This is a genomic window from Maribacter luteocoastalis (assembly GCF_048890225.1).
Classification (GTDB): Bacteria; Bacteroidota; Bacteroidia; order Flavobacteriales; family Flavobacteriaceae; genus Maribacter; species Maribacter luteocoastalis.
Window position 1 is genome coordinate 704,964 of record NZ_JBMFZG010000003.1, and the last position, 26,576, is coordinate 731,539.

25 protein-coding genes are annotated in these 26,576 nt (G+C 33.9%); 20 read left to right on the top strand and 5 right to left on the bottom strand.

The genetic code is table 11. The features are described 5' to 3' along the window. Positions 1-77 precede the first annotated feature (77 nt). The 20 genes from ACOCEA_RS10440 (at position 78) to ACOCEA_RS10535 (ending at position 21,898) form a co-directional block, all read left to right on the top strand. The gene (locus tag ACOCEA_RS10440; protein WP_420756176.1) at positions 78-1,667 is read left to right on the top strand and encodes an amidohydrolase family protein; all 1,590 of its coding nucleotides are present in this window, start codon (positions 78-80) and stop codon (positions 1,665-1,667) included. Between the two features lie 20 nt (positions 1,668-1,687). Beyond that, entirely contained in the window at positions 1,688-2,107 is a 420-nt protein-coding gene (locus tag ACOCEA_RS10445; protein WP_420756177.1) for a GNAT family N-acetyltransferase, read from the top strand. Between the two features lie 23 nt (positions 2,108-2,130). Further along, on the top strand, positions 2,131-3,102 hold the full coding sequence (locus ACOCEA_RS10450) for a motility-associated ABC transporter substrate-binding family protein (protein WP_420756178.1): 972 nt from the start codon (positions 2,131-2,133) through the stop codon (positions 3,100-3,102). Between the two features lie 28 nt (positions 3,103-3,130). After that, on the top strand, positions 3,131-3,565 hold the full coding sequence (locus ACOCEA_RS10455) for an SRPBCC family protein (RefSeq protein WP_420756179.1): 435 nt from the start codon (positions 3,131-3,133) through the stop codon (positions 3,563-3,565). Positions 3,566-3,574: 9 nt separating this feature from the next. Further along, positions 3,575-4,879: an alpha/beta hydrolase family protein gene (locus tag ACOCEA_RS10460; protein ID WP_420756180.1), complete on the top strand. Its 1,305-nt coding sequence runs from the start codon at positions 3,575-3,577 to the stop codon at positions 4,877-4,879. Positions 4,880-4,995: 116 nt separating this feature from the next. Then, complete coding sequence (locus ACOCEA_RS10465; RefSeq protein ID WP_420756181.1) at positions 4,996-5,169, top strand: SRPBCC family protein; 174 nt, start codon at positions 4,996-4,998, stop codon at positions 5,167-5,169. Between the two features lie 9 nt (positions 5,170-5,178). Continuing rightward, a complete protein-coding gene (locus tag ACOCEA_RS10470; RefSeq protein WP_420756182.1) occupies positions 5,179-5,748 on the top strand; it encodes an HXXEE domain-containing protein in 570 nt (189 codons plus the stop codon). A 10-nt stretch (positions 5,749-5,758) separates the two neighbouring features. After that, on the top strand, positions 5,759-7,855 hold the full coding sequence (locus ACOCEA_RS10475) for a penicillin acylase family protein (protein ID WP_420756183.1): 2,097 nt from the start codon (positions 5,759-5,761) through the stop codon (positions 7,853-7,855). 131 nt (positions 7,856-7,986) lie between these two features. Further along, positions 7,987-8,631 carry a hypothetical protein gene (locus ACOCEA_RS10480; protein ID WP_420756184.1) on the top strand — a complete coding sequence of 215 codons (645 nt, stop codon included), beginning with the start codon at positions 7,987-7,989 and terminating at the stop codon, positions 8,629-8,631. A gap of 75 nt (positions 8,632-8,706) precedes the next feature. Next, positions 8,707-9,837 (top strand): serine hydrolase domain-containing protein, encoded by a 1,131-nt coding sequence (locus tag ACOCEA_RS10485; RefSeq protein ID WP_420756185.1) that lies wholly within the window; start codon positions 8,707-8,709, stop codon positions 9,835-9,837. A 129-nt stretch (positions 9,838-9,966) separates the two neighbouring features. Further along, entirely contained in the window at positions 9,967-11,031 is a 1,065-nt protein-coding gene (gene rsgA, locus ACOCEA_RS10490; RefSeq protein WP_420756186.1) for a ribosome small subunit-dependent GTPase A, read from the top strand. A gap of 7 nt (positions 11,032-11,038) precedes the next feature. Next, positions 11,039-11,620: a hypothetical protein gene (locus ACOCEA_RS10495; RefSeq protein WP_420756187.1), complete on the top strand. Its 582-nt coding sequence runs from the start codon at positions 11,039-11,041 to the stop codon at positions 11,618-11,620. Positions 11,621-11,796: 176 nt separating this feature from the next. After that, positions 11,797-12,822, top strand: a complete 1,026-nt coding sequence (locus tag ACOCEA_RS10500; protein WP_420756188.1) for a helix-turn-helix domain-containing protein — start codon at positions 11,797-11,799, stop codon at positions 12,820-12,822. Positions 12,823-12,906: 84 nt separating this feature from the next. Continuing rightward, on the top strand, positions 12,907-14,232 hold the full coding sequence (locus ACOCEA_RS10505) for an alpha/beta hydrolase family protein (protein WP_420756189.1): 1,326 nt from the start codon (positions 12,907-12,909) through the stop codon (positions 14,230-14,232). A 99-nt stretch (positions 14,233-14,331) separates the two neighbouring features. Next, the gene (locus ACOCEA_RS10510; RefSeq protein WP_420756190.1) at positions 14,332-16,560 is read left to right on the top strand and encodes a DUF5916 domain-containing protein; all 2,229 of its coding nucleotides are present in this window, start codon (positions 14,332-14,334) and stop codon (positions 16,558-16,560) included. A 788-nt stretch (positions 16,561-17,348) separates the two neighbouring features. After that, on the top strand, positions 17,349-17,735 hold the full coding sequence (locus ACOCEA_RS10515; RefSeq protein ID WP_420756229.1) for an alpha/beta fold hydrolase: 387 nt from the start codon (positions 17,349-17,351) through the stop codon (positions 17,733-17,735). Beyond that, complete coding sequence (locus ACOCEA_RS10520) at positions 17,692-17,994, top strand: alpha/beta fold hydrolase (RefSeq protein ID WP_420756191.1); 303 nt, start codon at positions 17,692-17,694, stop codon at positions 17,992-17,994. Before ACOCEA_RS10515 ends, ACOCEA_RS10520 begins: the two co-directional genes overlap by 44 nt. Before the next feature lie 230 nt (positions 17,995-18,224). After that, complete coding sequence (locus ACOCEA_RS10525) at positions 18,225-19,397, top strand: endo-1,4-beta-xylanase (protein WP_420756192.1); 1,173 nt, start codon at positions 18,225-18,227, stop codon at positions 19,395-19,397. Positions 19,398-19,407: 10 nt separating this feature from the next. Next, on the top strand, positions 19,408-20,841 hold the full coding sequence (locus tag ACOCEA_RS10530; protein ID WP_420756193.1) for an MFS transporter: 1,434 nt from the start codon (positions 19,408-19,410) through the stop codon (positions 20,839-20,841). Positions 20,842-20,860: 19 nt separating this feature from the next. After that, complete coding sequence (locus ACOCEA_RS10535; protein ID WP_420756194.1) at positions 20,861-21,898, top strand: glycoside hydrolase family 43 protein; 1,038 nt, start codon at positions 20,861-20,863, stop codon at positions 21,896-21,898. A gap of 276 nt (positions 21,899-22,174) precedes the next feature. Here the strand turns inward: ACOCEA_RS10535 and ACOCEA_RS10540 are convergent, their stop codons facing one another. The 5 genes from ACOCEA_RS10540 to ACOCEA_RS10560 are packed head-to-tail and all read right to left on the bottom strand — an operon-like array spanning position 22,175 to position 26,518. Continuing rightward, positions 22,175-22,519, bottom strand: a complete 345-nt coding sequence (locus ACOCEA_RS10540) for an L-rhamnose mutarotase (RefSeq protein WP_420756195.1) — start codon at positions 22,517-22,519, stop codon at positions 22,175-22,177. A 3-nt stretch (positions 22,520-22,522) separates the two neighbouring features. Further along, positions 22,523-23,842, bottom strand: coding sequence for an L-fucose:H+ symporter permease (gene fucP, locus ACOCEA_RS10545; RefSeq protein WP_420756196.1), 1,320 nt, complete (start codon positions 23,840-23,842; stop codon positions 22,523-22,525). Between the two features lie 19 nt (positions 23,843-23,861). Then, the gene (locus ACOCEA_RS10550) at positions 23,862-24,656 is read right to left on the bottom strand and encodes an SDR family oxidoreductase (protein WP_420756197.1); all 795 of its coding nucleotides are present in this window, start codon (positions 24,654-24,656) and stop codon (positions 23,862-23,864) included. A gap of 6 nt (positions 24,657-24,662) precedes the next feature. After that, entirely contained in the window at positions 24,663-25,496 is an 834-nt protein-coding gene (locus ACOCEA_RS10555; RefSeq protein ID WP_420756198.1) for an amidohydrolase family protein, read from the bottom strand. Between the two features lie 14 nt (positions 25,497-25,510). Further along, positions 25,511-26,518 carry a zinc-binding alcohol dehydrogenase family protein gene (locus ACOCEA_RS10560; protein WP_420756199.1) on the bottom strand — a complete coding sequence of 336 codons (1,008 nt, stop codon included), beginning with the start codon at positions 26,516-26,518 and terminating at the stop codon, positions 25,511-25,513. Between the last annotated feature and the right edge of the window lie 58 nt (positions 26,519-26,576).

Sequence of the window (26,576 nt, forward strand, 5' to 3'; positions counted from 1 at the left end):
CCTTTATGAGTTCAAATTTTAGCTCATTCCAACATTCTGTTTTTACTATTGCATAAACTTTAAAAGTTAAGAAAGAGATGAGAATAACCGTAATTACTATATTAACCTGTGTGTCAATATTAAGTTGTAAAAGAAAACAGACTGAACAGAATAAAACTGATATAAATGTAGATAATGGTATTTTAATTGAAAACACTACAGTAATATCAGCTAACATTTATGGTAACGTTGAAAAATTTGTCGGTTATATATTAACAGATAATGATAAAATCATTTATTCTGGTATAGAGAAACCTAATTTAAAAGGAAATTATAAAAGCATAAATGGTGAAGGCAAATACACAATTCCTGGTTTAATAGATAGTCATGTTCATTTAGCAAATATGGCTGGAATGAATTGGAATCATCAAAGAAAACATCCAGAATTAGTTGATGCGTACTATGCTCAACTACCTAAAAGTTTTCTGTATTATGGTTATACAACTCTAATTGACTTAAACAACTATGCTCCTGATGTTATAAATGGCATATTAAATGCTTCTGTTAGGCCTGATATTTATACTTGTGGCGAACAGGTTCAGGTAATGAATGATTTTATGATGGAAATGGAAGAATATTCTATTGAAGACAGATTAAAATATCCATTCTTATATGATAAATACAATCAAGATTTGAATATTCCAGATTCAATAAATTTAAAGTCTCACACGCCAAAATCGATTATATCTAACATTGCTATAGAGCAGCAAGGTATTTGTGTAAAAACTTTGTATGAAGATGAATCATCAGGTTTCCCTAAAAGTTGGGAGTTACCAACTCTAGATTTAATGCATGATCTTATCAATGAAGCACACCAAGAAGGTATACCAGTAATTATGCATTCACCATCCTTTAATGGGCAAAAGTTTGCTCTTGAAGCTGGTGTGGATATAATAGCACATTCTATGTGGAATTGGTATGACAGTCCTGAACAGTTCTTAGACTTAACTTTTACTCAAAAACATAAAGATTTACTATTAAATATTGCTAGTAGAAAAGTAGGATACCAACCAACTTTCCGGGCAATTTATGGCGAAGTTGATTTATTGAATGATCAATTTATAAATGATCCTGCTTTAAAAAATGTATATCCTATGGCATATTTTGATTGGATGAATACTCCAGATGGGCAATGGGGAAAACAAAAAATTTTAAATCGAGAAAAATTAGTAAAAATGATCAATCCAGAATTATATAATATTCTTAATTCTAAATTCGATGGAGCTGAAGACATGTTTCAAGGTATTCAGGAAATGTTGAAAGTTAGAATGGATAAAGTAGTGAAACTGCTTGCCGATAGTAATGCAAACTTACTTTTTGCAACAGATAATGGCGCTATGAATATGTCAACTCATCCACCAGGATATAATGGTTATTTAGAAATGCAACATTGGTTAAATGCAGGTGTTTCATTAGAAAAAATATTTATGGCAGCCACCTATAACAATGCAAAGGCTTTTCATATGGACAACGATTATGGAACTATAACTCAAGGAAAAATCGCAAACTTATTGATTTTAAACAAAGACCCCTTAGTAGATATCACTGCTTATGATGCTATTAATTCTGTTATAGTCCGTGGTCAAGATTATTATAGAAATACACTATCAGCAAATCAAAGTAATTAAAATTAAATCACAGTAAATAAATGATAAGGAAATATAATGAAATAGAAATCCCAATTCTTGTAGATATATGGGAACAAGCATCAAAGGTTGCTCATCCTTTTTTAGATGACGAATTTACACAAATGGTAAAAAAAGAAATGAGGGAAATGTATCTACCTAATTCAGATTCTTGGGTATATGAAGAATCTAATACAATCATCGGTTTTATATCAATGATAGAAAATGAAATAGGTGGACTATTTGTAAACCCACAAAATCATTCAAAAGGAATTGGAACAGCACTAGTTAATTACATGAAACAATTTCATAAAGAATTGGAGGTAGAAGTCTTTGAACAAAATAAAATAGGAAGACCATTTTATGAAAAATTCGGATTTAAAACTACAAAAGAATATGTCCATAAGCAGACTAAACAAAAAGTATTAAGAATGAAATATTAAAATTCTAAGATATAATGCAAACCATGAAACAAACCCTTATTACAATCCTGTTAGTGTTTATTTATTATTACTCTTTTGGACAAGAAAAAGAAGCCACTGTAGAAGCTGAATTTGACACCATTTTTCATTTTCAGTTTGAGTCTTTAAAAGAAACAAATCAAAAAAAAATTCTAATAGATCAATCACACAATACCATCTATTCTTTATCATATGGAAAGGAAACAGCCCGCGAGATGCTAAGAATTATGAATGAAGATGGCTTTGATTTAAAATTTACAAACCATGTGCTTGATTCAACCAACCTTGCCAAGCTTAACCCTGATATGCTGATTCTACATGGTATGCCAAATGATAAAATTGTGTTAGATTCTGGAGAAAAAAAAGAAATTCTATTTAAGTCACCGCTAAGTGATTCTGAAGTCGTAGACATTACTAAATATGTATATAATGGAGGAAGTTTGTTTTTGTTTTTGAGTCATTTCCCTGGTGGTAGTGGTGCTTTACCTCTTTTAGAAGCCTTCAGTATTAAATTTAGAGATGGCTATGCGTATCACCCAGATAATCCAGGGCACAATGGTGGTTTATGTAGCCACTTTATAATGACACCTAAAAATGGAATGGTTAATAGTAATCATCCCGTTTTAGCTTCAAGACTATCTAAAAACCTCTTACCAGAAACGATAAAATTTTTGTGCGGAGCAGCAATTTTCAGAAATCCTGAAGATGCAATCCTTCCTTTTCCAAAAAACACTATCAATTATACACCAACACATGATGGAAGCAAGGATATAGAAGAAACATCAAATTCGTATGCAGGTATGATTGGTTTTAATTATGGTGAAGGTAGAGTAATCGTTTGCACAGATCAAGGAATATTCAGAAGTCTAGATTTACTTATTGATGGTGAGAAGATTCCTGTAACCATTCATGATCCCGAATGTGACAACGCAGATTTATTTTTAAACTCAATTCGATGGTTAACCAAATTGCAATAATAGCTATTCTATAAAAAAATAATACAACATGAAAAGCATTAACAATAATGCACCTGTAAAGTGTAGCAAGACAATAACAATTTCTGCTAATAGTAAAAAGGTGTGGGAAGCATTGGCAAACATAAACAATTGGGATAACTGGCAAATAGATATTAGCAAATCTAAATTGAATGGTGAATTAAAGCCGAACTCAACATTTGATTGGAAATCTGGCGGAGCAAAAATACATTCCACACTACATACTGTTAAACCATGTATTGAGCTTGGTTGGACAGGAAAAACTTTTGGAATGTTTGCTATTCATAACTGGAACATTACGGAAAAAGATGGAAAAACAGAGGTAAATGTTGAAGAAAGTTTGGAAGGCTTATTTGCAAAGCTCCTAAAAAATATGTTGAATAAAGATTTAGAAAAAAGAATGCAAAACTGGCTTTATTTATTAAAACAAGAATGTGAAAAATAATTAAATCGAATGAAAAAAATATTTATAATCTTTTTGGTATTTGGTGTGTTTTCTTGTAAGCAAAACACCGAAAGCAATAAGAAGGAGAAAACAGGAAACTATAGTGGTATTATTGAATATGGTAATTTTTCTGATAAGATACTCTTAGAAATAGAAATTGATTCTATCGATTTTAAAGTTTTCTTCACGAGTTTAGAACAAAATGCCAATCGAATTCCGTTTCAAAATGTTGAAGTTAGTGATGATTCAATAAATTTTAAGCTGCAAAGCGATTTTTACACTTACTCCTTCAAAAACAAATGGATTGATAATTATAGCAAACTTCAAGGGTCACTTACTGTTGACACTATTACAACCCTTTACACATTAGAAAAGGAATTTTTAGATAATAGCAATACTCCAAAAAGTGAGGAGATTAGTTTTAAATCCAATGGATTACGTATAAATGGAACTATTTGGTATCCCAATAATAATAATAAAGGGAAAGCCCTTGTAATTGTGACTTCTTCTGGAGGCCAAGACCGCAGTGCTTCACGTGCAGAAGCCATATTACTTGCACAAAAAGGATTTACTACATTTCATTATGACAAAAGAGGTACTGGAAATTCTGAGGGTGATTGGAATACTGCAACAATTGAGGAATATATAACAGATGATGTCACAGCTATAGAATATTTCTCTGAGAAGACTGGAATACCACTTAAGAAAATAGGAATAAAAGGGAGTAGTCAAGGAGCTATAAAAATACCTTCTATTTTAAATGAATTAGAGAATTTGAATTATGGGATTATAGTAAGTTGCCCAGGAGTTACCTTACTAGAAAGTGATTTAAATTATTGGAGGAATAGAAATGCTAAATTACTAGGGAATCACTTGGATGATGCTACGCTACTGCAACGAAAAGTTTTTGAATTTATGGCAGGTAAAATATCAAGAGCAGATTTAGAAAAGGCTATAAATTCTAAAAAATCAGCATCGTGGTTTGCCAATATTTGGGCACCTAATTTGGATGAAGTCCAACCAGATAAAAGACTTCTATATACTCCAATACCCTACTTTGAAAAAACAAGGCAACCTATCTTAATTATGCAAGGTAAAATGGATGAAATAATACCTGTCAATAGTTATTTACTCATTACCGATGCAATTAAGAAATCAGGTAATGATAATTATAAAACAGTTTTATTGGAAGGAGCCTCTCATTCGATGTCTAATATTGGAGGAAGTGATTTCCCATATTGGTTTAAATTGCATCCTGATTATTTAACAACAATTGAAAATTGGATAAATACTGTTTCTAATACAAAAGAATAATAAATTTTAAATATAAACCAACATTTGACTGGAAATCAGGTGGTGTGAATATACATTCCAAACTGCACACTGTTATCCCTTACAGTCAACTTGGTTTGACAGGAAAAAATTTTGGAATGTTCGCAATTCATAACTGGACACTTACCGAAAATGATGGTGAATCAAAGGTAAGTGTTGAAGAAAGTTTGGAAGGCATATTTGCAAAGCTCCTAAAAAATATGCTCAATAAAAACTTAGAAAAAGGAATGCAAAACTGGCTTTATTTATTAAAACATGAGTGTGAGAAATAATTTAATAAAATGAATAAAAATATAATTATACCAATACTTATTGCAATTGGAATGACAACCGGATTTTTCTACTTTTCTTCTGGGTTATCTCTTATTATGACGTTTGTACCAGGAGTCATCTTAGCTCTCCTTTTCTACTTCTTGACTGTATACAAGAAACAACCTGAACCTGATAAAATATTACCTGTATATCTTTTAGCACTTGGGATACAGTTTATTCATTTTACAGAGGAATACATCACAGGTTTTAATTACAAATTCCCGAAACTATTTAATAGCCCTGAATATCCTTTAGACACATTTGTTGCGTTTAATATGTTCGCATATTTTATGTTCATTATGGGAGCTATTTTGATTTATAAGAAAATAAAACCACCCATGATGATTCCTCTATTTTTTGTAATGTATGGAGTCATTGGTAATGCAATTGCTCACGTTATATTTTGTATTGTGGTTGGTGGTTATTTCCCCGGAATTTATACAGCATTAATATATTGGATTGTTGGTCCCATTATCATAAAACGAATATGGATCGAAACAAGAACTGACAAGAAATACGGCTTACAACGCAGTTTATAAAACAGTAAGGATGAAAGAAAAAAACAACAAGGTGAAAAGATTAAGTATACTGTTAATACTAATATTAACAACTACTTCTGTTTCTGTTACGTTTTCACAGCATACCAATTCACCAGAAATTAAATGGGACACATGGGGTGTTCCACATATTAAAGGTAAAAATGATGCAGAAACTTATTATGCATTTGGATGGGCACAAATGAAAGCCCATGGAAACCTTATTTTAAAATCTTATGGGAAAGCAAGAGGACGTGCATCAGAGTATTGGGGTGCAGAAGATAAAAATTTTCAAAGCGATCAATTAACAAGAAAACTCGGGGTGCCTCAACGTGCTCAAGAATGGTACAACTTGCAAAGTGAAGAAATGAAAACACAGCTATCTTCTTTTGTAGCAGGTATGAACGCTTATTGCAACGCACATGGTGATGAAATAAATGATGAACTAAAGGTTGTATTACCTATAAAGAACACGGATCCTTTGGCTAAATTACAAATAGCTTACCATTTTATGGTTGGAGCTTTCGCAATGTTACCGCAGGCTGATGAGTGGAAAACAGCAGGATCAAATGCATGGGCTATAGCACCATCAAAATCCGAAAGTGGAAACTCCCTATTACTAACACAACCACATCCGCCTTGGTTTGATGATTATATATTCTTTGAAGCTCATTTACAGAGTAAAGATTTAAATATTTATGGTGTTGCATTGGTTGGAAGTCCATCTATTGCCATGGGTTTTAATGACAACTTAGGCTGGGCGCTCACCTTTAATCAAGCAGATTCAATGGATTTAATTGAATTGGATTTAGAAGGGAATTCGTATTTGGTTGATGGAAAATGGAAACCGCTAGAAGTTATAAATGAAACTATTACAGTTAAAAATGGTGATAACTTATCTTATGAAAAAATACAAGTTAAGAAGTCTGAGTACGGTTATATTGTCGAAGAGAAGGAGGGTAAAGTACTGGCATTGAGGCTTTCGGGATTGGACAGACCTAATTTTACAGAGCAATTTTACCATATGGCAAAAGCAAGCAATTTAGAAGAGTTTCAAACTGCCATGCAAATGTTACAATTGCCTCTACAAAACATTATTTATGCTGATACCCATGGAGAGATTTTTTATTTATATAATGGAATCATTCCAAAACGTCCTGAAGGAAATTTAAGTGATTGGTCAAAAGTAATTCCTTCTTCAAAACCAGGAGCTATAGTTAAAGAATATATAGGCTATGAAGATTTACCAAAGTTTAAAAATCCAACATCAGGCTTCGTAGCAAATTCAAATAATGGGCCTTGGACCAGTACGTATCCATTTATTGAAGAGCCTTTAAATTTTCCTGCTTATATAGCCAATAAACCTTTTACAGACTTTAACTATAGAAGTACACGTTCAATTAAAATGATATTGAGTGAAGAAAAGTTAAGTTTTGATGAACTTGTTAAAATGCAATCTTCAACATATGCAGAACTGGCAGACAGAACTGTGGAGGAATTAGTTAGCTATGGTTTAAAAGAAAAAGAACCACTTCTAAATGAGGCTGCCAATGTTTTGAAAAATTGGGACAGAAAATTAGACGCATCCAGCAAAGGAGCCGTACTTTTTGTAAACTGGTATTTTAAGTCCAGAAAAAAGAAAATGTTTGAAGTTGAGTTTTCTAAAAATGATGCTTTAAACACACCAAATACCCTAACAAAGGAAGCTAAGCAAATGCTTTTATTGGCAGCTAAGGATACAAAAGAAAAGTATAAAAAATTAGATATTAAATGGAATGAAGTTTACGGAATAAATTATTCAGGTAAAAAATTAAAAAGTGGATTAGGATTGAGTGAAATAGGCAGTTTTAATGCCGGGTTTTACAGTCGAATATCAGACGCTAATTATACTTTATTGGGAGGTTCTGCATATACTTCAGTAGTTGAATTTGGAAAGCAGATTAAAGCTAAAGGTATACTGAGTTATGGAAATGCTTCTCAAAATAATTCACCCTTCAAAGGGGATCAATTACAATTGTTAGTAGATAGAAAGTTAAGAGATATTTGGTTTTATGAAAAAGATATAGAAAACAATCTTTCTTTAAAGGAAATATTGCATTTCAAAAAATAACACCTTAAAAAAAAACAAAAACGTATTAAATGTGTCAAATACTCTTTCAATCCAGTGAATCTGGTTTGTTAATGTTACTAACGTCATTATTTAACGAGTTGTGTAAGTTAAATTACATGATACCCTAAAATATGAGAATAAATAGAATTATTAAAACGGAAGGATTACTAAGCATTATTGGAGCTGTAGGTTTATTGGTTTGGTGGTTTTTAATGCCAATTTTTCTTCCGATAGCTGATTCATCCGATAATTTTAAAAATCTAATACTTAACGATAATTGGATGCAAATAAATATTATAGGCTTAATATCAATATTATTATTGACTTTAGGTTTCCCTGGCTTCTACCTGAAGAACCATGAGAAGTTTAATAAATTAGGTTTTTACGGACTAATCATTGCCTCAATAGGACTTATTTTATTCACAAGCATTCAGTATTATGAAACCCTATTGTGGCCTGCAGCGGCTAAAATTCATCCAGAGCTACTGCAAGTTAATGGAGCTTTAGTAGACGGCGATATAGGAGTTGTGGCTGGATTAATTTCTTCCGGTGCGTTTTTGGGAATTGGATATATCCTTTTCGGTATTGCTGCACTACAAACGAATTCATATCCAAAGATTCCATTGTGGTTTTTAATTATTGGAGTACCATTATTTGGAAACGGTGTAGTATTCCCAATAAGAACAATTGGATTGCTATTATTTTGTATTGGAACTATATGGTTATCCAGAAGTATTCAAAAAAATGGACAGAATACAGAACAAAACAACTGGTAGACTGAATAAATCTGACAATGTGTTTTCAACATTTCTATGAGAATTTAGTCTTTATTTTAATTTAAATATCACGAAATGAATAAAGACTTAACTCTTCTATTTTCAACAGTAATATTATCTCTTAGTATAGTTTATTCACAATCCAATACTGCTAAATACCAAGAAATTCTAGATAATGCTCATAAGAAAGGTTTGCCAGCCATTGTTGCTTTGGTAAAAGATACGGACGGAACAGAATGGAGAGGCAAATCTGGAGTCAGTAACATTGAAAATGATACTCCATTAGATACTAACCAAAATTTTCGTTTAGCTAGTATCTCAAAAATATTTACGTCTCTTGTTATCTTGCAATTGGTAGATGAAAATAAGCTCAGCCTAACTGATACCATCTCAAAATATTTAGATGTGGAGATACAAAGCAAAATAATAAATGTAAATAGTATTACCATTCTCCAGCTTTTAAGTCACAGCAGTGGTATCTACAGTTTTACAGAAAACAATGATTTTTGGAAAGAATGTTATTTTTATGATGGTATGTCACGAACCTGGCTGCCAAATGAGTTAATTAATTATATAGAAAATAAGAAACCTGATAGTGAACCATTAGAACCTTATTCTAAAAAAATCTATTCCAATACAAATTACATTTTATTGGGAATGATTATAGAAAAAATCACTAATAATACCTTATCAAATGAGTGTCAAAAACGCATTTTCACACCACTAAAAATGAATGACACTTTTTTAGAAGGTTTTGATGATAAAGAGAGAAAGCCTATTGACAGTTATATAATCCCAAATTCTTCATTTGCTAAATCTGCTTTTAAAAAAGGACTTTTAAAAAAATCAAAAGGATATGAATTCACAAACTTAAGTGAAACATATAAACTATTTAATAGTTGGGCTTGGGCAGCTGGAGGCATCTCATCCAATATTAACGACCTGTCCATCTTTCTTTCGGCTTTAAAAAACGGCAATTTATTAAGCGATGAAACTCAAAAGGTGCTATTGCAATTAAATTCCTCACAGGATAATGGAATGACTTTTTTTGGTGGAACTGGAGGTTCTGATGGTATTCAGGCGACCATGTTGCACCTCATGCCAAGTAATATTGATATTATTGTTTTAATTAATTCTTCAGGGTCTAAGGAAGTTAACTTAAGTAAAGTATTCCGTGAACTTTATAAAATTGCTTCGACACAATAAACTAAAATTTTAAGAACTGTAGAGAATTAAAAAGTTATTAAGCATCGTGATTATGGGTATTATAACTATTTCTTAGAACAATTCAAGCATCAAATTAATAGTGAGGATTAAACAGCATCATGAATAAAAATGAGACTTGAAGATTTAGGATACAATACAGAATTAGAAGAATATCGAAAAGAGAATAATTTTGATTCTTTTGGTATTGGAAGAGTGATTTCTGAGCATAAAGATCGATATACCGTTAAAAATGATGGTGGCGAATTTGATGCTGAGCTTATAGGAAATTTAAGATTTACAGCCACGAGCAGGAATGATTTACCCGCTGTTGGCGATTGGGTGTCTATATCAGAGTATAATGACCACAAAGCGCTAATCCACACTGTATTTCCCAGAAAATCAATTTTAGAAAGAAAGGCTGTTGGCAAATTGGGACAGACCCAAATTATTGCTACCAATATTGATTTTGGAATTATCGTTCAATCGGTGAACAGAGATTTTAATATCAATCGATTGGAACGATACCTGACTATTTGCAACGCTTCTAAAATTAAACCAATTATTGTTTTAAGCAAAGTAGATTTAATAGAGAAGCAGGAATTAGAAAAATTAATGACTCAAGTAAGAGATAGAATTAAAAACGTTCCTCTATTTGAAATAAGCAACCAATCTCAAATAGGAATTGACAAGCTAAAATCTGAATTGATTAAGGGTCACACGTATTGCTTATTAGGTTCATCAGGGGTTGGAAAATCTACACTCATTAATACTTTGACCGGAAACAATTTGATGGAAACAGGAGAAATAAGCGAGAGTATAGAACGAGGAAAACATGTGACCAGCCATAGAGAATTAATTGTTCTAGACAATGGAATACTAATTGACAATCCTGGAATGAGAGAAGTTGGTATAACAAATATTTCAGATGGACTTGAAATGACGTTTGATGAAATATTGAATTTAGCTAAAGAATGTAAATTCAATGATTGTACACATACCAATGAAAAAGGATGTGCTGTATTAAATGCGATTGAAAATGAAGAATTAGATGCTGATTCTTATACAAATTTCATGAAGATGGAGAAAGAAAAAATGCATTTTGAATCGGATGCAAAGGAGAGGAAAAAGATGGATAAAGATTTTGGAAAAATGATAAAGAATATAAAAAAACAAAGAAAAAATAATAAATTCTAGTAAATCAATGATATTAAAAAATATTCATAATAAGTTGGAATGGATGACATCAAAATCCAGCATAACAGGTTTGTTCTTTCTTTCTCATGCTATCTTGTTATTAATGCTGTTATTTACTTTTCCACACATCAATGCCAAACTTGGAACTGAGGCATTTGATTTGAAAACTTTCGGATACTCTCAAGAAGAAGCAATAAGAATGCTTCAAAACTTAGACAAAGTAACAATCGATTTTTATATTTTTCCTCAATTATTTCTTCTTGACTTACTATATCCCATATTGCTTGCGCTTTTTTTAAGTACATTAATAGTTAGATTATCTAATTTGATAAAAATTAATGAATATCATGTCTTCTCGAATTTATTCATCCTACCATTTATAGCCATGATTTTTGATTATATTGAAAATGTAATGATTACTTTAATGTTAATTAACCCAATAAATGTAACGCCCGAGGTTATAAAAACAGCAAGTATTTGTACACAGCTAAAAGGGGCTTTTACTACTTTAAGCTGGTTTGTTATTTTAATTCTTTTTATAATTCTAATCATTAAAAAACCCAACGCACTTAGAAGAATAGACAAATGAATTCAAAATTCTATAAAATTTTACTATTCATTGTTTAAAGGATACACAAAAGAGCTTCCTAAATTTAATTAATGTATTAAATTTATCTTGAAGAAAGGGATAAATTGAAATACTACAATTAAATGAATCTATTTACAGAGGTCCTTTTAGTGTCTATTATGATAATAGGTTTCTATTTGTCCAAACAGCTATTTGTAGTTTCTAAAAACTCCAGATTATTAGCTTTTTACACTTTAATTATCAGTTTAATTGCTTTAAATCAAATACTTTCATATCATGATCAATCTATAATTATTTTTCCAATTTTTAATTCTCTAACAGGGTTCTTACTAATCCCTTTATTGTTTTTTCATATCCTATCACTATTTTATGTTAAAAATTTAAGTACTTTAATCTATAAGCATTTCATTGCCAGCATTCCTTTTTTATGCGTAATTATATATTGGATTTTTGATGACTTTAAAAATAAAATTTTAGGTTACAATGACAATTCCTATATAACTATTTTGATTGCTCTACAATTCTTGGTATACATTTTTTTTCTCATCTATTTTATAAATGAAAATAGATTACTGATTAAAGCCATTAAGCCTACTTTACAATATAGGAGGATTAAATTTTCAATTAGCTTATTCATAATTCAATTTTTGATTACCATTTGTCTAATACTTGAGAATTTTTCAATTAACATTTTGTCATCTCAATATTTAGTTTTTTTAATTTTTGGGTTATTATTGACTCAGCTTTTAATGATTTTATATGAGTCTAGAAGTAATCAATTATTTTTTAAAGAAAATGACAACCTAACGCACGTTACACTTAAAACCAAAAAGAATCTTGGAGTTATCGTGAATGATTCAAGTTATCAAATATTAGAAGATTTACAAAAACTAATGTCTGAACAAAAGATTTTTAAAGACTCCAATTTAAATCTAAATGGCTTAAGTACTAAATTAAACCTATCGGAACATAATTTATCGAAGATTTTGAAAGATACGTTCAATTTAACTTACTCTCAATATATAAGTTTTCAGAGACTTGAAGAAGCTAAAAAATTGCTTCAAGACGCTCATAATAATGATATCAGAATTAATGAGATTATGTATGAAGTGGGATTTAATTCTAAGTCAGCATTTAATACATGGTTTAAGAAAAACACAGGTTTTACGCCATCTGAATTCAAAAAAGGTTCTCAAAAATAAAACAGAACCTGTTTAAATTATAAAATATGCCATTTTAATTTATCTGTTTTTACTATTGCATATAACTTTTAAATTTTAAAAACAATGGAATTTATTTTAAAACAGATTTGGCACATATTAGCTGCTCTTTTTATGGCCTTTGGCTTTACTTTAGGTTGTCAAAACAATCACCCAAATAAAAACGCTTTTGTTGGCTTTTATGAAGGTGACTTTACGCATGGTAACTTTACTACTCCTATTCAAATCGAAATCGAGAAGGATACTCTAAATTACCAGGTTTACTTCACTAGTCCAGATCAAAATGCATACAGAATACCTACATCAAATGTTTCACAAAAGGGAGACTCTATTTGTTTTGAGTTAAACAGCGATTATTTTAGTTTTAAATTTAAAAATAAACTTTCCGAAGATGGTACAAACTTATATGCTAATTTATCGGTTGACAGCATAAATCAAAACTTTAAATTATATAAGATTAATAACATAAAAGAGAATACAATTCGTCAAGAGGAAGTTTCTTTTATCTCTAATAATTTAAATTTGAAAGGAACTATTTATTTCCCTTCTAAGTTTTCTAATAAAGTATTATATTTTGTTACATCATCAGGAAATTCAGATAGAAGTGCATCTCGAGCCGAAGCCATGAAATTTACTAACCAAGGTTTTATTACATTTCATTTTGACAAACGAGGTACTGGAATTTCTGAAGGAAATTGGAGAAGTTCTTCTATTGAAGAATTGTGTATGGATGATATAAATGCACTTAAATTTTTATCAAACAAATTGAACATACCATTTTCTAATATTGGTATTAAAGGAAGTAGTCAAGGTGGAACAAAAGTACCCTATATTTTAAGCAAAATAGAGAATCTTGCTTTTGGTATTGTGGTGAGCTGCCCTTCTACCTCATTATTAGAAAGTGATTTAAATTATTGGAAAAACAATAATCAATCAACAATCGAACATAAATATTTTGATGAAGCTTTTGCTTTAGAGCGTTTAGTTTACCAATATATTGGTGGAATAACAACAAGAGAAACACTAGAAGACGCCATTATCCAAAACAAAAATAATCCTTGGTTTTCAAAATTATGGATACCCAACTTGAACGAAATTGAAGTTGACAGAAAGCTTCAATTTACACCTATGCCCTATTTTAAATTAATAAAGCAACCACTACTCATAATTCAAGGAACTAAGGATGAAATTATTCCAGAGAGAAGTAGTGATTCAATATTTAAAGTTTTAAAGAATACCCATATCAACTCAAAAGTTGTTTTACTAACGGATGCAAATCACTCCATGCAGTTAGTAGGAAATAGTGATTTCTCTTATTGGCCAATGGCACATCCCGAATTTCTATCCTCAATTTTTAATTGGCTAGAAAGTCTGCCAATTCCGTTCAATTAGAACACTCCAAATATTAAATCAAAACATTAGATGACAATGTATTTCAATAAATGCATTGTCATCAAAAAATCCCATTCTCTAATATTATAAAATTCAATAATGATTTATTTGAACAGAAATATTGTTTTTGGTCTTGTTGCTATTGCGCTAATGCATTATAATGCTTTTTCACAAGAAGTTGAAAAATCGCAAAAAAATAAATTTTATGGAATCACAAAGACTAAAAGTGATATCAAAGTTGATGGAAATGAAGATTATATAGAATGGCTGTCATTTGACTCTATTATCAATCTTTCAAATCACTATCCTGTTGATTCTGGGTTAGCACAAAGAAAAACAATTATAAAATTAACCTATGACGACAAAAACTTATATGTATTTGTTAAATGCTATGATGAAGGGAAAAGAATTATACAATCCGTAGCAATGGACAATTCAAGAACCCATTGGGATAGCGATAGTTTTACTATGACAATAGACCCAATGAATCAAGGTCAAAATGGTTATATGTTTGGAGTGAATGCAGGTGGAGCAAGAATTGAATCAAGTTTATCAAATAATGGTTCTGAGACAACATATTCTGAAGCATGGGATAATAAATGGAATTCTGTTGTAAGTCAATATCAAAACTACTGGATAGCCGAATTGGTTATACCCTTTACATCTTTAAGGTTTAACAAGAAAAACAGAGATTGGGGAATAAATTTTATCAGAAATGATATGTTTACAAACTACGATTATACTTGGACGATGTTTCCAGTAAATTATGGAAGTATGGATTTAAATTTTATGGGCACTTTACATTGGTCTGAAGACATCCCCGAAAATGGAAGAATATTTAGTTTAGCCCCATACACCACTTTATCTTCAATAGAGGATAAAACAGATGCCGCTAATCCTATTAACAATAACGAAATAAAGGTTGGAATTGATAGTAAAATAGCTATTTCAAGTTCATTAAATTTAGATTTAACTTTGAACCCTGACTTCTCCAATGCCGATGCTGATGAAGAAATAACAAATATTTCTAGGTTTGATATTTTTCTGCCCGAAAGAAGAAATTTCTTTATAGAAAATGATGATGTTTTTTCAAATTTTGGAAGTACGTTAGTTCAGCCTTTTTATTCTAGAAATATTGGTTTAAATAATGGTGAGGTAGTCCCTATTACTTTTGGAGCAAAGATTACTGGAAACTTATTTAAAAATGCGAGAATTGGTGTAATGAATGTTCAAACATCCAAGGGAAATGATATTCTAGCAGAAAACTATACAGTTTCTGCTATTCACCAGAAAGTATTAAAAAAATTTTTGTTTAAAATATTTTACATCAATAAACATGTATTAAGCAATGCTGAGCAAAAAGATTATATGAATAATATTGGAGCAGAATTAAACTTTATTTCTAAAAATCAAAATTTCAATAACACTTTTAAATTTCATAGTTTAAAAACGGAGGAAAAATTAAAAAACAACCATTATTATGGCTTCAATGGAAATTATAATACCCGTAGCTTTAGAAGTGGTTGGGATGTAGATGTTGTAGGTGAAAATTATACTCCTGAATTAGGAATAAACCCTCGCTTAGAAAATTATAATGCCATAACAGGAGAAACTTTTAATCTTGGGTTTGTTCACATTTACCCGAAACTACAATATCTTTTTTTTAATAAAAATCCAAAAAGCAAATTAAATTGGCATGGAATAAAAACTTGGCATCATTTGTATTTTGATAGTACCGGAAAAGAATTAACTGAAAGTGATAATTCAGTTACCTGGGATTTTAGCTATACTAATACTTCTTTTCTTTCAATAGATTACAATTTTAGAAACGTTAACATTGCCTATCCAACGAATATATTGGGAAGAGATATTATATTACCGCAAGGGAATTATAACTTTAGTCAGTATGGGATTTCATATGAAACTGATAATAGAAGAATCTTTAAATCAAATATGAGAATTGGATATGGTGGCTTTTTTGATGGCACTAAAATCAGTCTAGACCTTAATGAAAATTTCAGAATCAAATCATGGGGTAATTTTGGGCTATCGTATAATTACAATTTAATAAATGATATCTCTGATAATTTTAAGAAGGAGGTTCACCTATTAAAATTAAAATCTGATATTAGTTTTTCTAATAACTTGTTTTGGAATACCATAATTCAAAAAAATAGCCAAAACAACAATTTTTCTATTTATACCAGATTACAATGGAGGTATTTACCAATGTCTGATTTATTTGTTATTTACAACGACAATTACGATTCACGGGATTTTAACTTAAAGAATAGGGGACTGGTGTTAAAATTAACTTATTGGTTTTAAAAGAAGTATTGAAAAAATACTGTATTCAATTTGGGATGAAAAATTGATGTTTCACTATTGTTTCACCATTTTATTGATATATGTTTGGAAGCTATAGGATATTGGGATTAAGATTAATAATTTAAAGCCGTTGAACAATTGGATAAAAATTAAACTAAGTCTTTATCTACAGAAGTTCTGTTCATTTGGTTCAAATCCAAGTTCCCCGACGACTCAAATCTTAAAACCACTTATTTAAAAGGCTTTTAAATGGTAAGCTTAAAATAGGACACGTATTAGGACACGTTCGATATATAATTTGTACCGTTTTGGTACGTTTTGGCAGTATTCCTAAAAATAGAAAATACTGATAATCAATTGATTATAAGGGTTTAATTTTCAATTAGTCGGGGTGGCAGAGTTAAAACCTCTAACCAATCTTCTTTAATATTGTGCACATTACAAATATTATTAGGAGAATTTATAGAAGTTCAATATTTTTATAAAGTAAACCGTATACGCTACCGTATACGGTTTACACTAAAACAATAAAAATATATTTAATAACTACTTGTTTTTCAATAGGTTGTAAAACTAAAAAATAGCGGTTAAAGTTCATAACCCGGAGGTCGGGGGATCGTGCCCCCCTCTCGCTACATTAGTAAAATCACCCAAAACAACGGTTTAGTTCACGCTAAACCGTTTTTTTATGTCTATATTTCTAGAAACAATTACGATTGAACACGAAAATGAACACGATTTAGAACACGATTTGTCTGCGAAACTAAATTTTTCGGCACCTAAGATATATACTAACCTACGCCAAACACTTTAAAGTTTACGCTATTGATCTTCGCGGACATGGAAAAACTTCCCAACTAACAGCTGACTTCTCAATTAAAAATTCGGCTAAAGACATTTTAAAACTTATAGACCATTTACAAATAAAAAAAGTAAAAGCAATTGGTTTAAGCTTTGGCGGTTTAACACTACTTGAATTAGCCAGTTCTAACCCAGAAAGAATCCAAGCAATAATTCTTATTGGTGCTTCTCAAAGCAATAAAGGAGGAGAAAATAACGAAGGTGATAATACATTTTCTTATGAAACTCTACCAAAATCGTTTGTTGAAGAACTAAAAAAAATACATTACCATGGTGAAGCTCAAATTAAGGCGTTATTCAATCCAAATGCTTGACTATCAAATCAAACTAAAAGATCAAGAACTAAATGCATTTAATTTCAGGACTTTGATTGTTCACGGGGATCGCGATGAAATACTTGGTATCGACCCAGCAATTGCATTGCATAAAAATATTCCGAATTCGGCATTATGGATTGTGCCCAACACAGGACATATTGCTATAACCGAACCAAACCTAGATGCTTTTCTAACAAACAGTCTTCAATTTATGAATGTGGACAACGGAAATGAAAACTTCATCTTAGCACGTTAAACTTAAAACAGAATTTAAATCTTCGCTCAAAATTTGTAAAATCATTAAAAACGAAAAAAATTATTTGAATAAATAAAAATAATATATTTTTAGTGGTTGTTTTTTAGCATTACAACATATTTGTTAGAATTTGCCGCAATTGTTATAAGAAATCAATTGGCCAAAAACTACTTTTAGCCTCCTTTAGATGCACGTAAATTTTTCAAACATTGACCAATAAAAATCGAATTATGAAGAACCGTAAAAACATGGCTAACCAATTCATTAATAAATTCACATTAATGGCCATTATTTGTCTTGTCTTTTTCGCTTGCTCAGAAAAACCATCAAGAAAAGAGCAAGAACCAAATCTATCTTTAAAAGAGGCATTCAAGGATGAATTTTATATCGGTTCAGCAATTAACAGGTTTCAAATAGAAGAAACGGATTCTGTCATGGCTTCCCTATTAGGAAGGGAGTTCAACAGTATTACTGCCGAGAACATCATGAAATCGATGATCATTCATCCACAAAGGGATACATTTAATTTTGAACTGGCAGACAAATTCGTAGCCTTAGGTGAAAAATATGACATGTTTGTCCATGGCCATACACTTATTTGGCATAGTCAACTATCACCATGGTTCAGTTCCATCGAGGACAGTTTGGAGTTTGCCACTGCAACCGAAAAACACGTAAAAGACCTTGCGCAACATTTCAAAGGTAAGCTCGGTTCCTGGGATGTGGTAAATGAAGCTTTAAATGAAGATGGAACGTTACGTAATTCCATTTTTCTAAAAAAAATGGGTGAAAATTACTTGGCATCAGCTTTTAAATGGACCGCCGAAGTCGATCCTTCTGCCGACCTGTATTACAATGACTACAATATGACCAATCCTGAGAAAAGACAGGGTGCCATCCGTATGGTCAAGAAAATCATAGATCAGGGCATAAAAGTGGACGGCATCGGCATGCAAGGCCACTGGCATTTGAATTCTCCCACACTGGAAGAAATTGAACAGAGTATTCTGGATTATTCCGAGCTTGGTGTAAAGGTGGCCATTACCGAACTTGATGTGAGCGTACTGCCTAACCCTTGGGATTTAGAAGGTGCCGAAATTAGTCAGAACTTTGAAAACAGTGAAGAAATGAATCCGTACACAGAAGGCCTGCCAGATTCGATTCAGGTTAAACTGGCCAACCGTTATAAAGATATCTTTGCCATCTTTCTTAAGCATCAGGATAAAATCAGCAGGGTTACCTTTTGGGGCGTAAGTGATGGACAATCATGGTTAAACGGTTTCCCTATCAGGGGAAGAACCAACTATCCCTTACTTTTTGACAGGAGTTTGAGACCAAAAGCCGCCTATGACAGTATCATAGCGTTGAAAAAAAGATTTGATATTAAAAACCAAACGAACTAATTAGAAGGAAATGAGTCTCAAATCACATAAACTATCCGTTAAGGAAAAAATTGGATATAGCTTAGGCGACCTTGCCGCGAACCTAGTTTTCCAAACCCTAGTTACGTATCTAGCTTATTTTTATACGGATATCTATGGGCTAAAAGCAAATGATGCCTCGGCCGTTACGCTAGTGGTAGGACTTATCGCTGCTTTTGTCTTTAATCCGTTAATGGGGGTAATAGCGGACCGGACCGTAAATAGATGGGGTAAATTCCGCCCGTGGATTTTATGGACCGCCATACCGTTAGGGGTAACGGCAATGCTGGCCTTTAGCACACCCGATTTCTCCTACAAGGGAAAAGTGATCTATGCCGTAGTAACCTACACCTTACTCCTTTTACTATATGCCGCGAACAATTTACCCTATTCCGCTTTAAGTGGTGTTATTACCGGTGACATGAAAGAGCGCAATAGCCTTTCCGCTTATCGATTCATAGCGGTAATGGGGGCCCAATTTTTTGTCCAGGTATTTATGTACGACCTCATTTTAAAAGCGGGTGACGGGAACAAGGCCGAAGGTATGGAAACGGTAATGACCTGGTTGGCGATTATCGGCACGATTATGTTACTTATCACGTTTTTTACCACTAAGGAACGTGTTGTACCCAAGCCTGAACAAAAATCAAGCATTAAGGAAGACTTGGGGGATTTGTTCAAGAACAGGCCATGGATCATCATGTTGACCCTAACTACCTTGGTCTTCATCACCTTGGCGATGAAAGGTGGTTCCTACGTCTATTATTTTGAAAATTACGTGGACCAAGCAAGTCTGAACGCTTTTTTAAATCCGCTCAAAAGTTATTTACCAACTTTTGAAAACGACACCTCCTTAGGGTTAGGAGTTTTTAATGGTGGAGGGATTCTCGTAGGTCTTATTGGCATTGCAATTTCAAAAAGCCTTGCGGACAAATATGGAAAACGAAATGTTTTTGGTGCATCGCTATTCATATCCACCTTGTTCATCATATCGTTTTACTTTTTCCCTTCCGATGCTGTTGGCACAATATATGGTGCCCAAATACTCCATATGTTTTTCTATGGCATAAGTACACCCATTTTATGGGCGATGATTGCAGACGTTGCGGATTTCTCTGAATGGAGGACAAACCGAAGAGCAACGGCCATTATTTTTTCAGCGATGATGGTAGGTCTAAAAGGAGGTTTGAGCATAGGGAGTTCACTAGTTGCCTGGATTTTGGGATTATATGGTTACATAACCAAAGAGGCCGCTATTTCAGGTGTGGCAACGGTACAACCGGAAACTGCCATCCAGGGTACAAGATTGCTGGTTAGTATCTACCCGGCCATTCCTTTCTTGATAGGCGTTGGATTACTATTTTTTTATGAAATAAATAAGAGAATGGAACTGCAGATAGAAACTGAATTAAAGAATAGAAGATAATTGCAAAAATCACATTATAATGCCCGAAAAAAACATAGATCACATCGATTTTGATAAGCTTAATGAAAAAGCCATTTCGCAACCATTGGTGAAACACATTTACACCGCAGATCCTTCTGCGCATTATTTCAATGGTAAAATATACATTTATCCATCGCACGACATAGATGCGGGTGAAGCCTTTGATGACTTAGGAAGTCACTTCGCCATGGAAGATTACCATGTTATGTCCATGGACAGCGTAGACAGCAAAGCTGTGGACAATGGTTTGGCTTTGCACGTGAACGATGTGGCCTGGGCGGAGAGGCAAATGTGGGCACCTGACGCAGCGCATAAAGACGGTAAATACTACTTGTTCTTCCCGGCGAAAGGGTACGATGGTATTTTCAGGATAGGTGTTGCGGTCAGCGACTCCCCCGTTGGACCTTTCAAACCAAATCCAGAAGCTATAAAAGGTAGTTTCTCCATAGATCCAGCAGTCTTTGAAGATGAGGATGGAAGTTACTATATGTATTTTGGCGGACTTTGGGGAGGGCAACTGCAACGTTGGCGAACGGGGATCTTTAACGGGGAAGAACCGGAAAGCCCCACCGCACATATTCCAGATGACGACGAGGTCGCCCTAATGCCCAAAATGGCCAAAATGAGAGCTGACCTGTTGGAATTTGCCGAAGAGCCGAAAGATGTGCCAATCCTTGATGAAAATGGAAACCCGCTATTGGCAGGCGATACCCAAAGACGTTTCTTCGAAGCCGCTTGGTTGCACAAACACAACGGCAAATACTACTTCTCCTACTCTACCGGAGACACCCATTTCATATGCTATGCCATTGGGGACACTCCTTACGGACCTTTTACCTATAAAGGAAGAATCCTGGAACCCGTTGTGGGCTGGACAACACACCACTCCATATGCCAAATTGACCAAAAATGGTATTTATTTTACCACGATTCCAGTCTGTCAGAAGGGGTCACGCACTTGCGCTCCGTTAAAATGCACGAAATTATTCACGATGAAAATGGTCTCATAAAAACCTTAAAACCATATACATCTTAAAAATCATTCTTTATAAGAACCTAGTCCCTCTTGTTCGTTTTTTAAAAATGATATAATTCTTTTCGAAAGACAAGAATATGTCATATTAGATATAATTATTACTTTTTTAAAATCTTAATAATAGCATGTTTTGGTAGTTGTGCAATTGTATGAAAATATGGCATAGACTCTGGTGAGTATAAATCACCTTTAGGCCTTGGTTTAAAAACCTTGGTATTGTTTTTATGGCATCCTTCTAAAAGACGGAATTTCACACTAATGACTTCACACTTAAAATTATAGCTGAAAAATAAGCTCTGTTGGCACCCATTTTTCACCATTTTTCGCGGATGGTAGGGCCTGTTGAAATTTCCACATCAAATCTTCCCACTCTTGGACTTTTGGATTTTCCCTGTCCATTTTTTTCTTTCGTTCAAGGGTAAAGGTTTCATCCACCTCCATAATCATGAACAGCCGATTTTCCACTAAGTAGATTTCCATATCTACTATACCCGCTGCCTTTATACTATCCGTAATTTCCGGCCAAGCTTTACCCTCCGAATGGTATTGTTTATACTCCTGAATTAAATTGGAATCGTGTACTAAATCACATGCGTAACAAAAACGCCTAGTAGCATTCATATGTTAAAAATTATATTTTACATATACATTACGGGCGTACAGAGCGACTAGAACAAAACAGCCCAAAGGAAGCATAAATGAAAAGTTTACCTCAGGTACTCCCAAAATGGTCATATCTGTATATCCAATACCTCCTAAATCTAGAATAAGCCCTTGTAATGTGGGCAGTAATGCGCCACCCACGATGGACATCACCAAAAATGCGGCCCCGAACTTGGAATCATCCCCCTGACCTTCCAAGGCGATACCATAAATGGTAGGAAACATGATGGACATAAAAAAAGAAATTCCTACTAAGGCATAAAGTCCGATCATTCCTGGGACAAAAATGGTGACCATTGTACAAAGGGAGGCGCCAACAGCAAAAAAGAACAATAATTTACCTGGACTTATGGAACGAAGCAACGCCGTGCCCACCCATCTGCCGGATAGAAAGATGACCAAGGCGCCAATTCCATAATTTACGGCCTTTGCATTATCTATCCCAAAAGATTCCGCGTATTGATAGAGATATGTCCAGCACATAATTTGAGCACCTACATAAAAAGCCTGGGCCACTACCCCACCTACAAATTTTTTAGATTTAAACAGTCTTTTAATGGAGTCACCTATAACCACTTTTCCTTCCTGTTCTTCATTATGTGGCATCTTCATTAGAGCGATGATAACGAAAAATGCAATTACTACTAAGCCTAATACAACATAGGGGTTTCGAATCACCGCCAAATCGGAGGTCCGTACCAACACTTTCGCGCTTTCCGTCAATGTGCCATAAACAGGTACTCCATTGGGCAAAACATCATCGGATTGAAGCGCCGCCAAGATAAATTTTTGAGCGACCAAAAGTCCCAGTAAAGCACCAATGGGATTAAAGGCCTGGGCCAAATTCAATCGCCTGGTAGCCGTTTCCTCAGAACCCATAGACAGGATATAGGGATTGGCGGTAGTTTCCAAAAATGCCAGACCGAAAGTGAGAATGTACAAGGCCGCTAGAAAAAATCCGAATTCCTCATAGGCCGCCGCCGGATAGAACAACAAGGCCCCAATAGCATACAAGGCCAGGCCCATTAAAATTCCTTTTTTGTAAGAGTAACGGTTAACGAAAACAGCAGCTGGCAACGCCATCGTAAAATAACCTCCATAAAAAGCCAATTGCACTAGTGAAGCCTGAAAATTATCCAGTTCCAGTACTTTTTTAAATGCCGAAACCATTGGATTGGTAATATCATTCGCAAAGCCCCAAAGTGCAAATAGGGAGGTTATTAAAATAAAGGGAACTATGATTGACTTTTTCACTAACGGGGCAGTATTCTTGTTGGTCATATCTGTTGGAGTATTTAAATTATTTTGAGGGTAGCAAAGCCCTGTCCAAATGAACATAACCACCGTCAACGAAAACAAATTGGCCTGTGGTATGAGAGGAGCGTTCCGATATTAGAAAAAGGACGGTATCAGCAATTTCTACAGGTTCGGTCATTCTTGACTCCAAGGGAATCGTGTTTTTTATTTCCGATAATTTCTGGGCTCCATTTTCAATGGATTTGATCCAGGTTTCGTAGGCCGGCGTGTAACATTCAGCAATAATTAGGGCATTGGTCCGTATCCCATAACCGATAAGATCAACGGCCCATTCCCTGGTTAGACCTAGAACTCCTCCCTTGGCAGCAGCATAACCTGAAGTTCCCCCTTGACCGGTCAACGCAACTTTGGACCCAACATTCAAAATACTTCCTTTACTCTCTTTTAAGAGCGGAAGTGCAAATTTAACAACTACAAAAAAACTGACCAGATTCAATCGAAGCGAATCCATAAAATCATCGACTGAAGCTTCCAAAGAAACCCCGTCGTTAATCCCCACATTATTAATAACCGCGTCAATCCGTTCGAATTTATCGGAGATTTTGGCGATGGCATCTTCAATCTGTGACACCTGGGTTAAATCGGCCTGATAAAAAGTGGCTTTCGGATGTATTTCTCGAAGCTGCTTTTCATATTGGAACCCACGTTTGTTTCGGTCGATTAGAACAGGAATAGCTCCCTCATTTGCCAACTTAAAAACAATGGCATGGCCTATACTACCCTCCAACCCTGCGGACCCCGTAACGATAACCACTTTATTTTTAAGGTTCAAATCCATTTGGTGTCAATTTTTTAAATTATAAATGCTTTGGGCGTTATTGTAGAAAAAATCTCGTTGCTCATTGTCAGATAGCTTATTTGCAAAAGTTTTGGCCAATGCCAAGACTTCACCATACGCTCCGGCCGCCAAGCAAACAGGCCAATCAGACCCGTAGACGATTCGCTTTGGACCGAAGGATTCTAACACCAAGTCCATGTACGGTAGTATTTCTTGCTCGGTCCAAGTTTTGTAATCCGCTTCCGTAATCAATCCTGATACCTTGCAATAAACATTTTGAAAGCTTCCCAATTCGTTCATCAATAAGGCCCATGAATCAAAATAGCCATTTTTTATATTTGGTTTAGCCATATGATCAAGGACAAAAGTGATACCTGGAAATAGTTTTACAAATTCCAAAACGGAAGGCAATTGGTGCGGAAAAACTAAAATTTCATAAACTAAATTTCTTTTTTGAAGCTCCGCGATACCTTTCAAAAAGTCCTTTCTTAGTAGGAATAGTGGGTCTATCTCAGCCTGAACCACATGTCGATACCCCTTTATGATGGGATATTGGGCATAATAATCCAAATCGTTTTTTAAATCCTTGCTCCGTAAGTCGACCCACCCAATGATTCCTTTTATAAAATTGTTTTCTTCCGAAAGTTGTATTAATAAATCATTCTCCTTTAGGGTTTGGTCCGCTTGGACCGCAATACAACCGGTTACTCCATTTTCAGCATAAATTGGCTTTAAATCCGAAGGTGAAAAGTCCCGTCGGATATTGGCCATATCTTCATCTATCCAAGCATGTTTGTTGGCATCATATTTCCAAAAGTGTTGATGTGTGTCTATAATCATGACATTTTCATCTATTAGTCAAACGTAACCATGGCTTTTACCACCCCTGTTTCCGGAAGCAACCACGAATCAAAATGGGCTATCATTTCGAAAAAAGGGACTTCATGGGTGATAAAAGAATCCGTTGGAAATTGTGCAATATGTGCTATCACGAATTGAAAATCCTCTAAGGTGGCATTTCTACTGCACATGAGTGTGGTTTCCTTTGCGTGTATTTTTGGGTGGTTAAAGGTCAACTCCCCTTTAGAAAGTCCTACCAAAACGTATCTACCTCCATGCGACATATAATCGATACCCGACTCTAACGCCTCTCGGTTTCCGGTAGCATCAAAAACGACGGTTGCCATATCACCTTGGGTAATTTTCGCTATTTTTTCCTGTGGATTATCTTGGACATGTAAGGTATGTACCACGCCAATTTCGTTCTTTGCATAGGCTAAACGGTCATGATTCACATCCAAGGCGATAACCTTTGCCCCCATTATTTGGGCAAGTTTCATTAGACCAATGCCAATAGGTCCGCAGCCTATCACCACGATAGTCTCTCCTTTTTGCACGGCCGCCCTCCTTAGGGCGTGGGACCCAATGGCCAACGGTTCAATAATGGCCATTTGATTAAAGGATAGGTTCTCTGCCGGAATCAGCAAATCAGTCCGTACACTAATAATTTCCTGCATTCCCCCGTCCACATGAACACCTAGCACATTAATATTTGAACAACAATTTGTTTTTCCATTTCTACAGGCAACACAATTGCCACAACTTACATAGGGCATAATAATGACCTTATCCCCTATTTGAAGGCTTTCATGTGCCCCAATTTCCAAGATTTCCGCGGCAAGTTCATGTCCCAGAATCCTTGGATATTTAAAAAAAGCCTGATTACCTTCGTATGCATGCAAATCCGTTCCACAAATACCTACACGATGTACCTTAAGCAATGCTTCCCCATCTTTTTTTAACGGCACTTCTTTTTCCAAGAATTTAAATTTATGCGGTTCCTCACATATTATATATTTCATCAATCGCTTTTTTATATTGAAATTTTTAGATAATTATTGATTTGTTGAAAGCCATCTA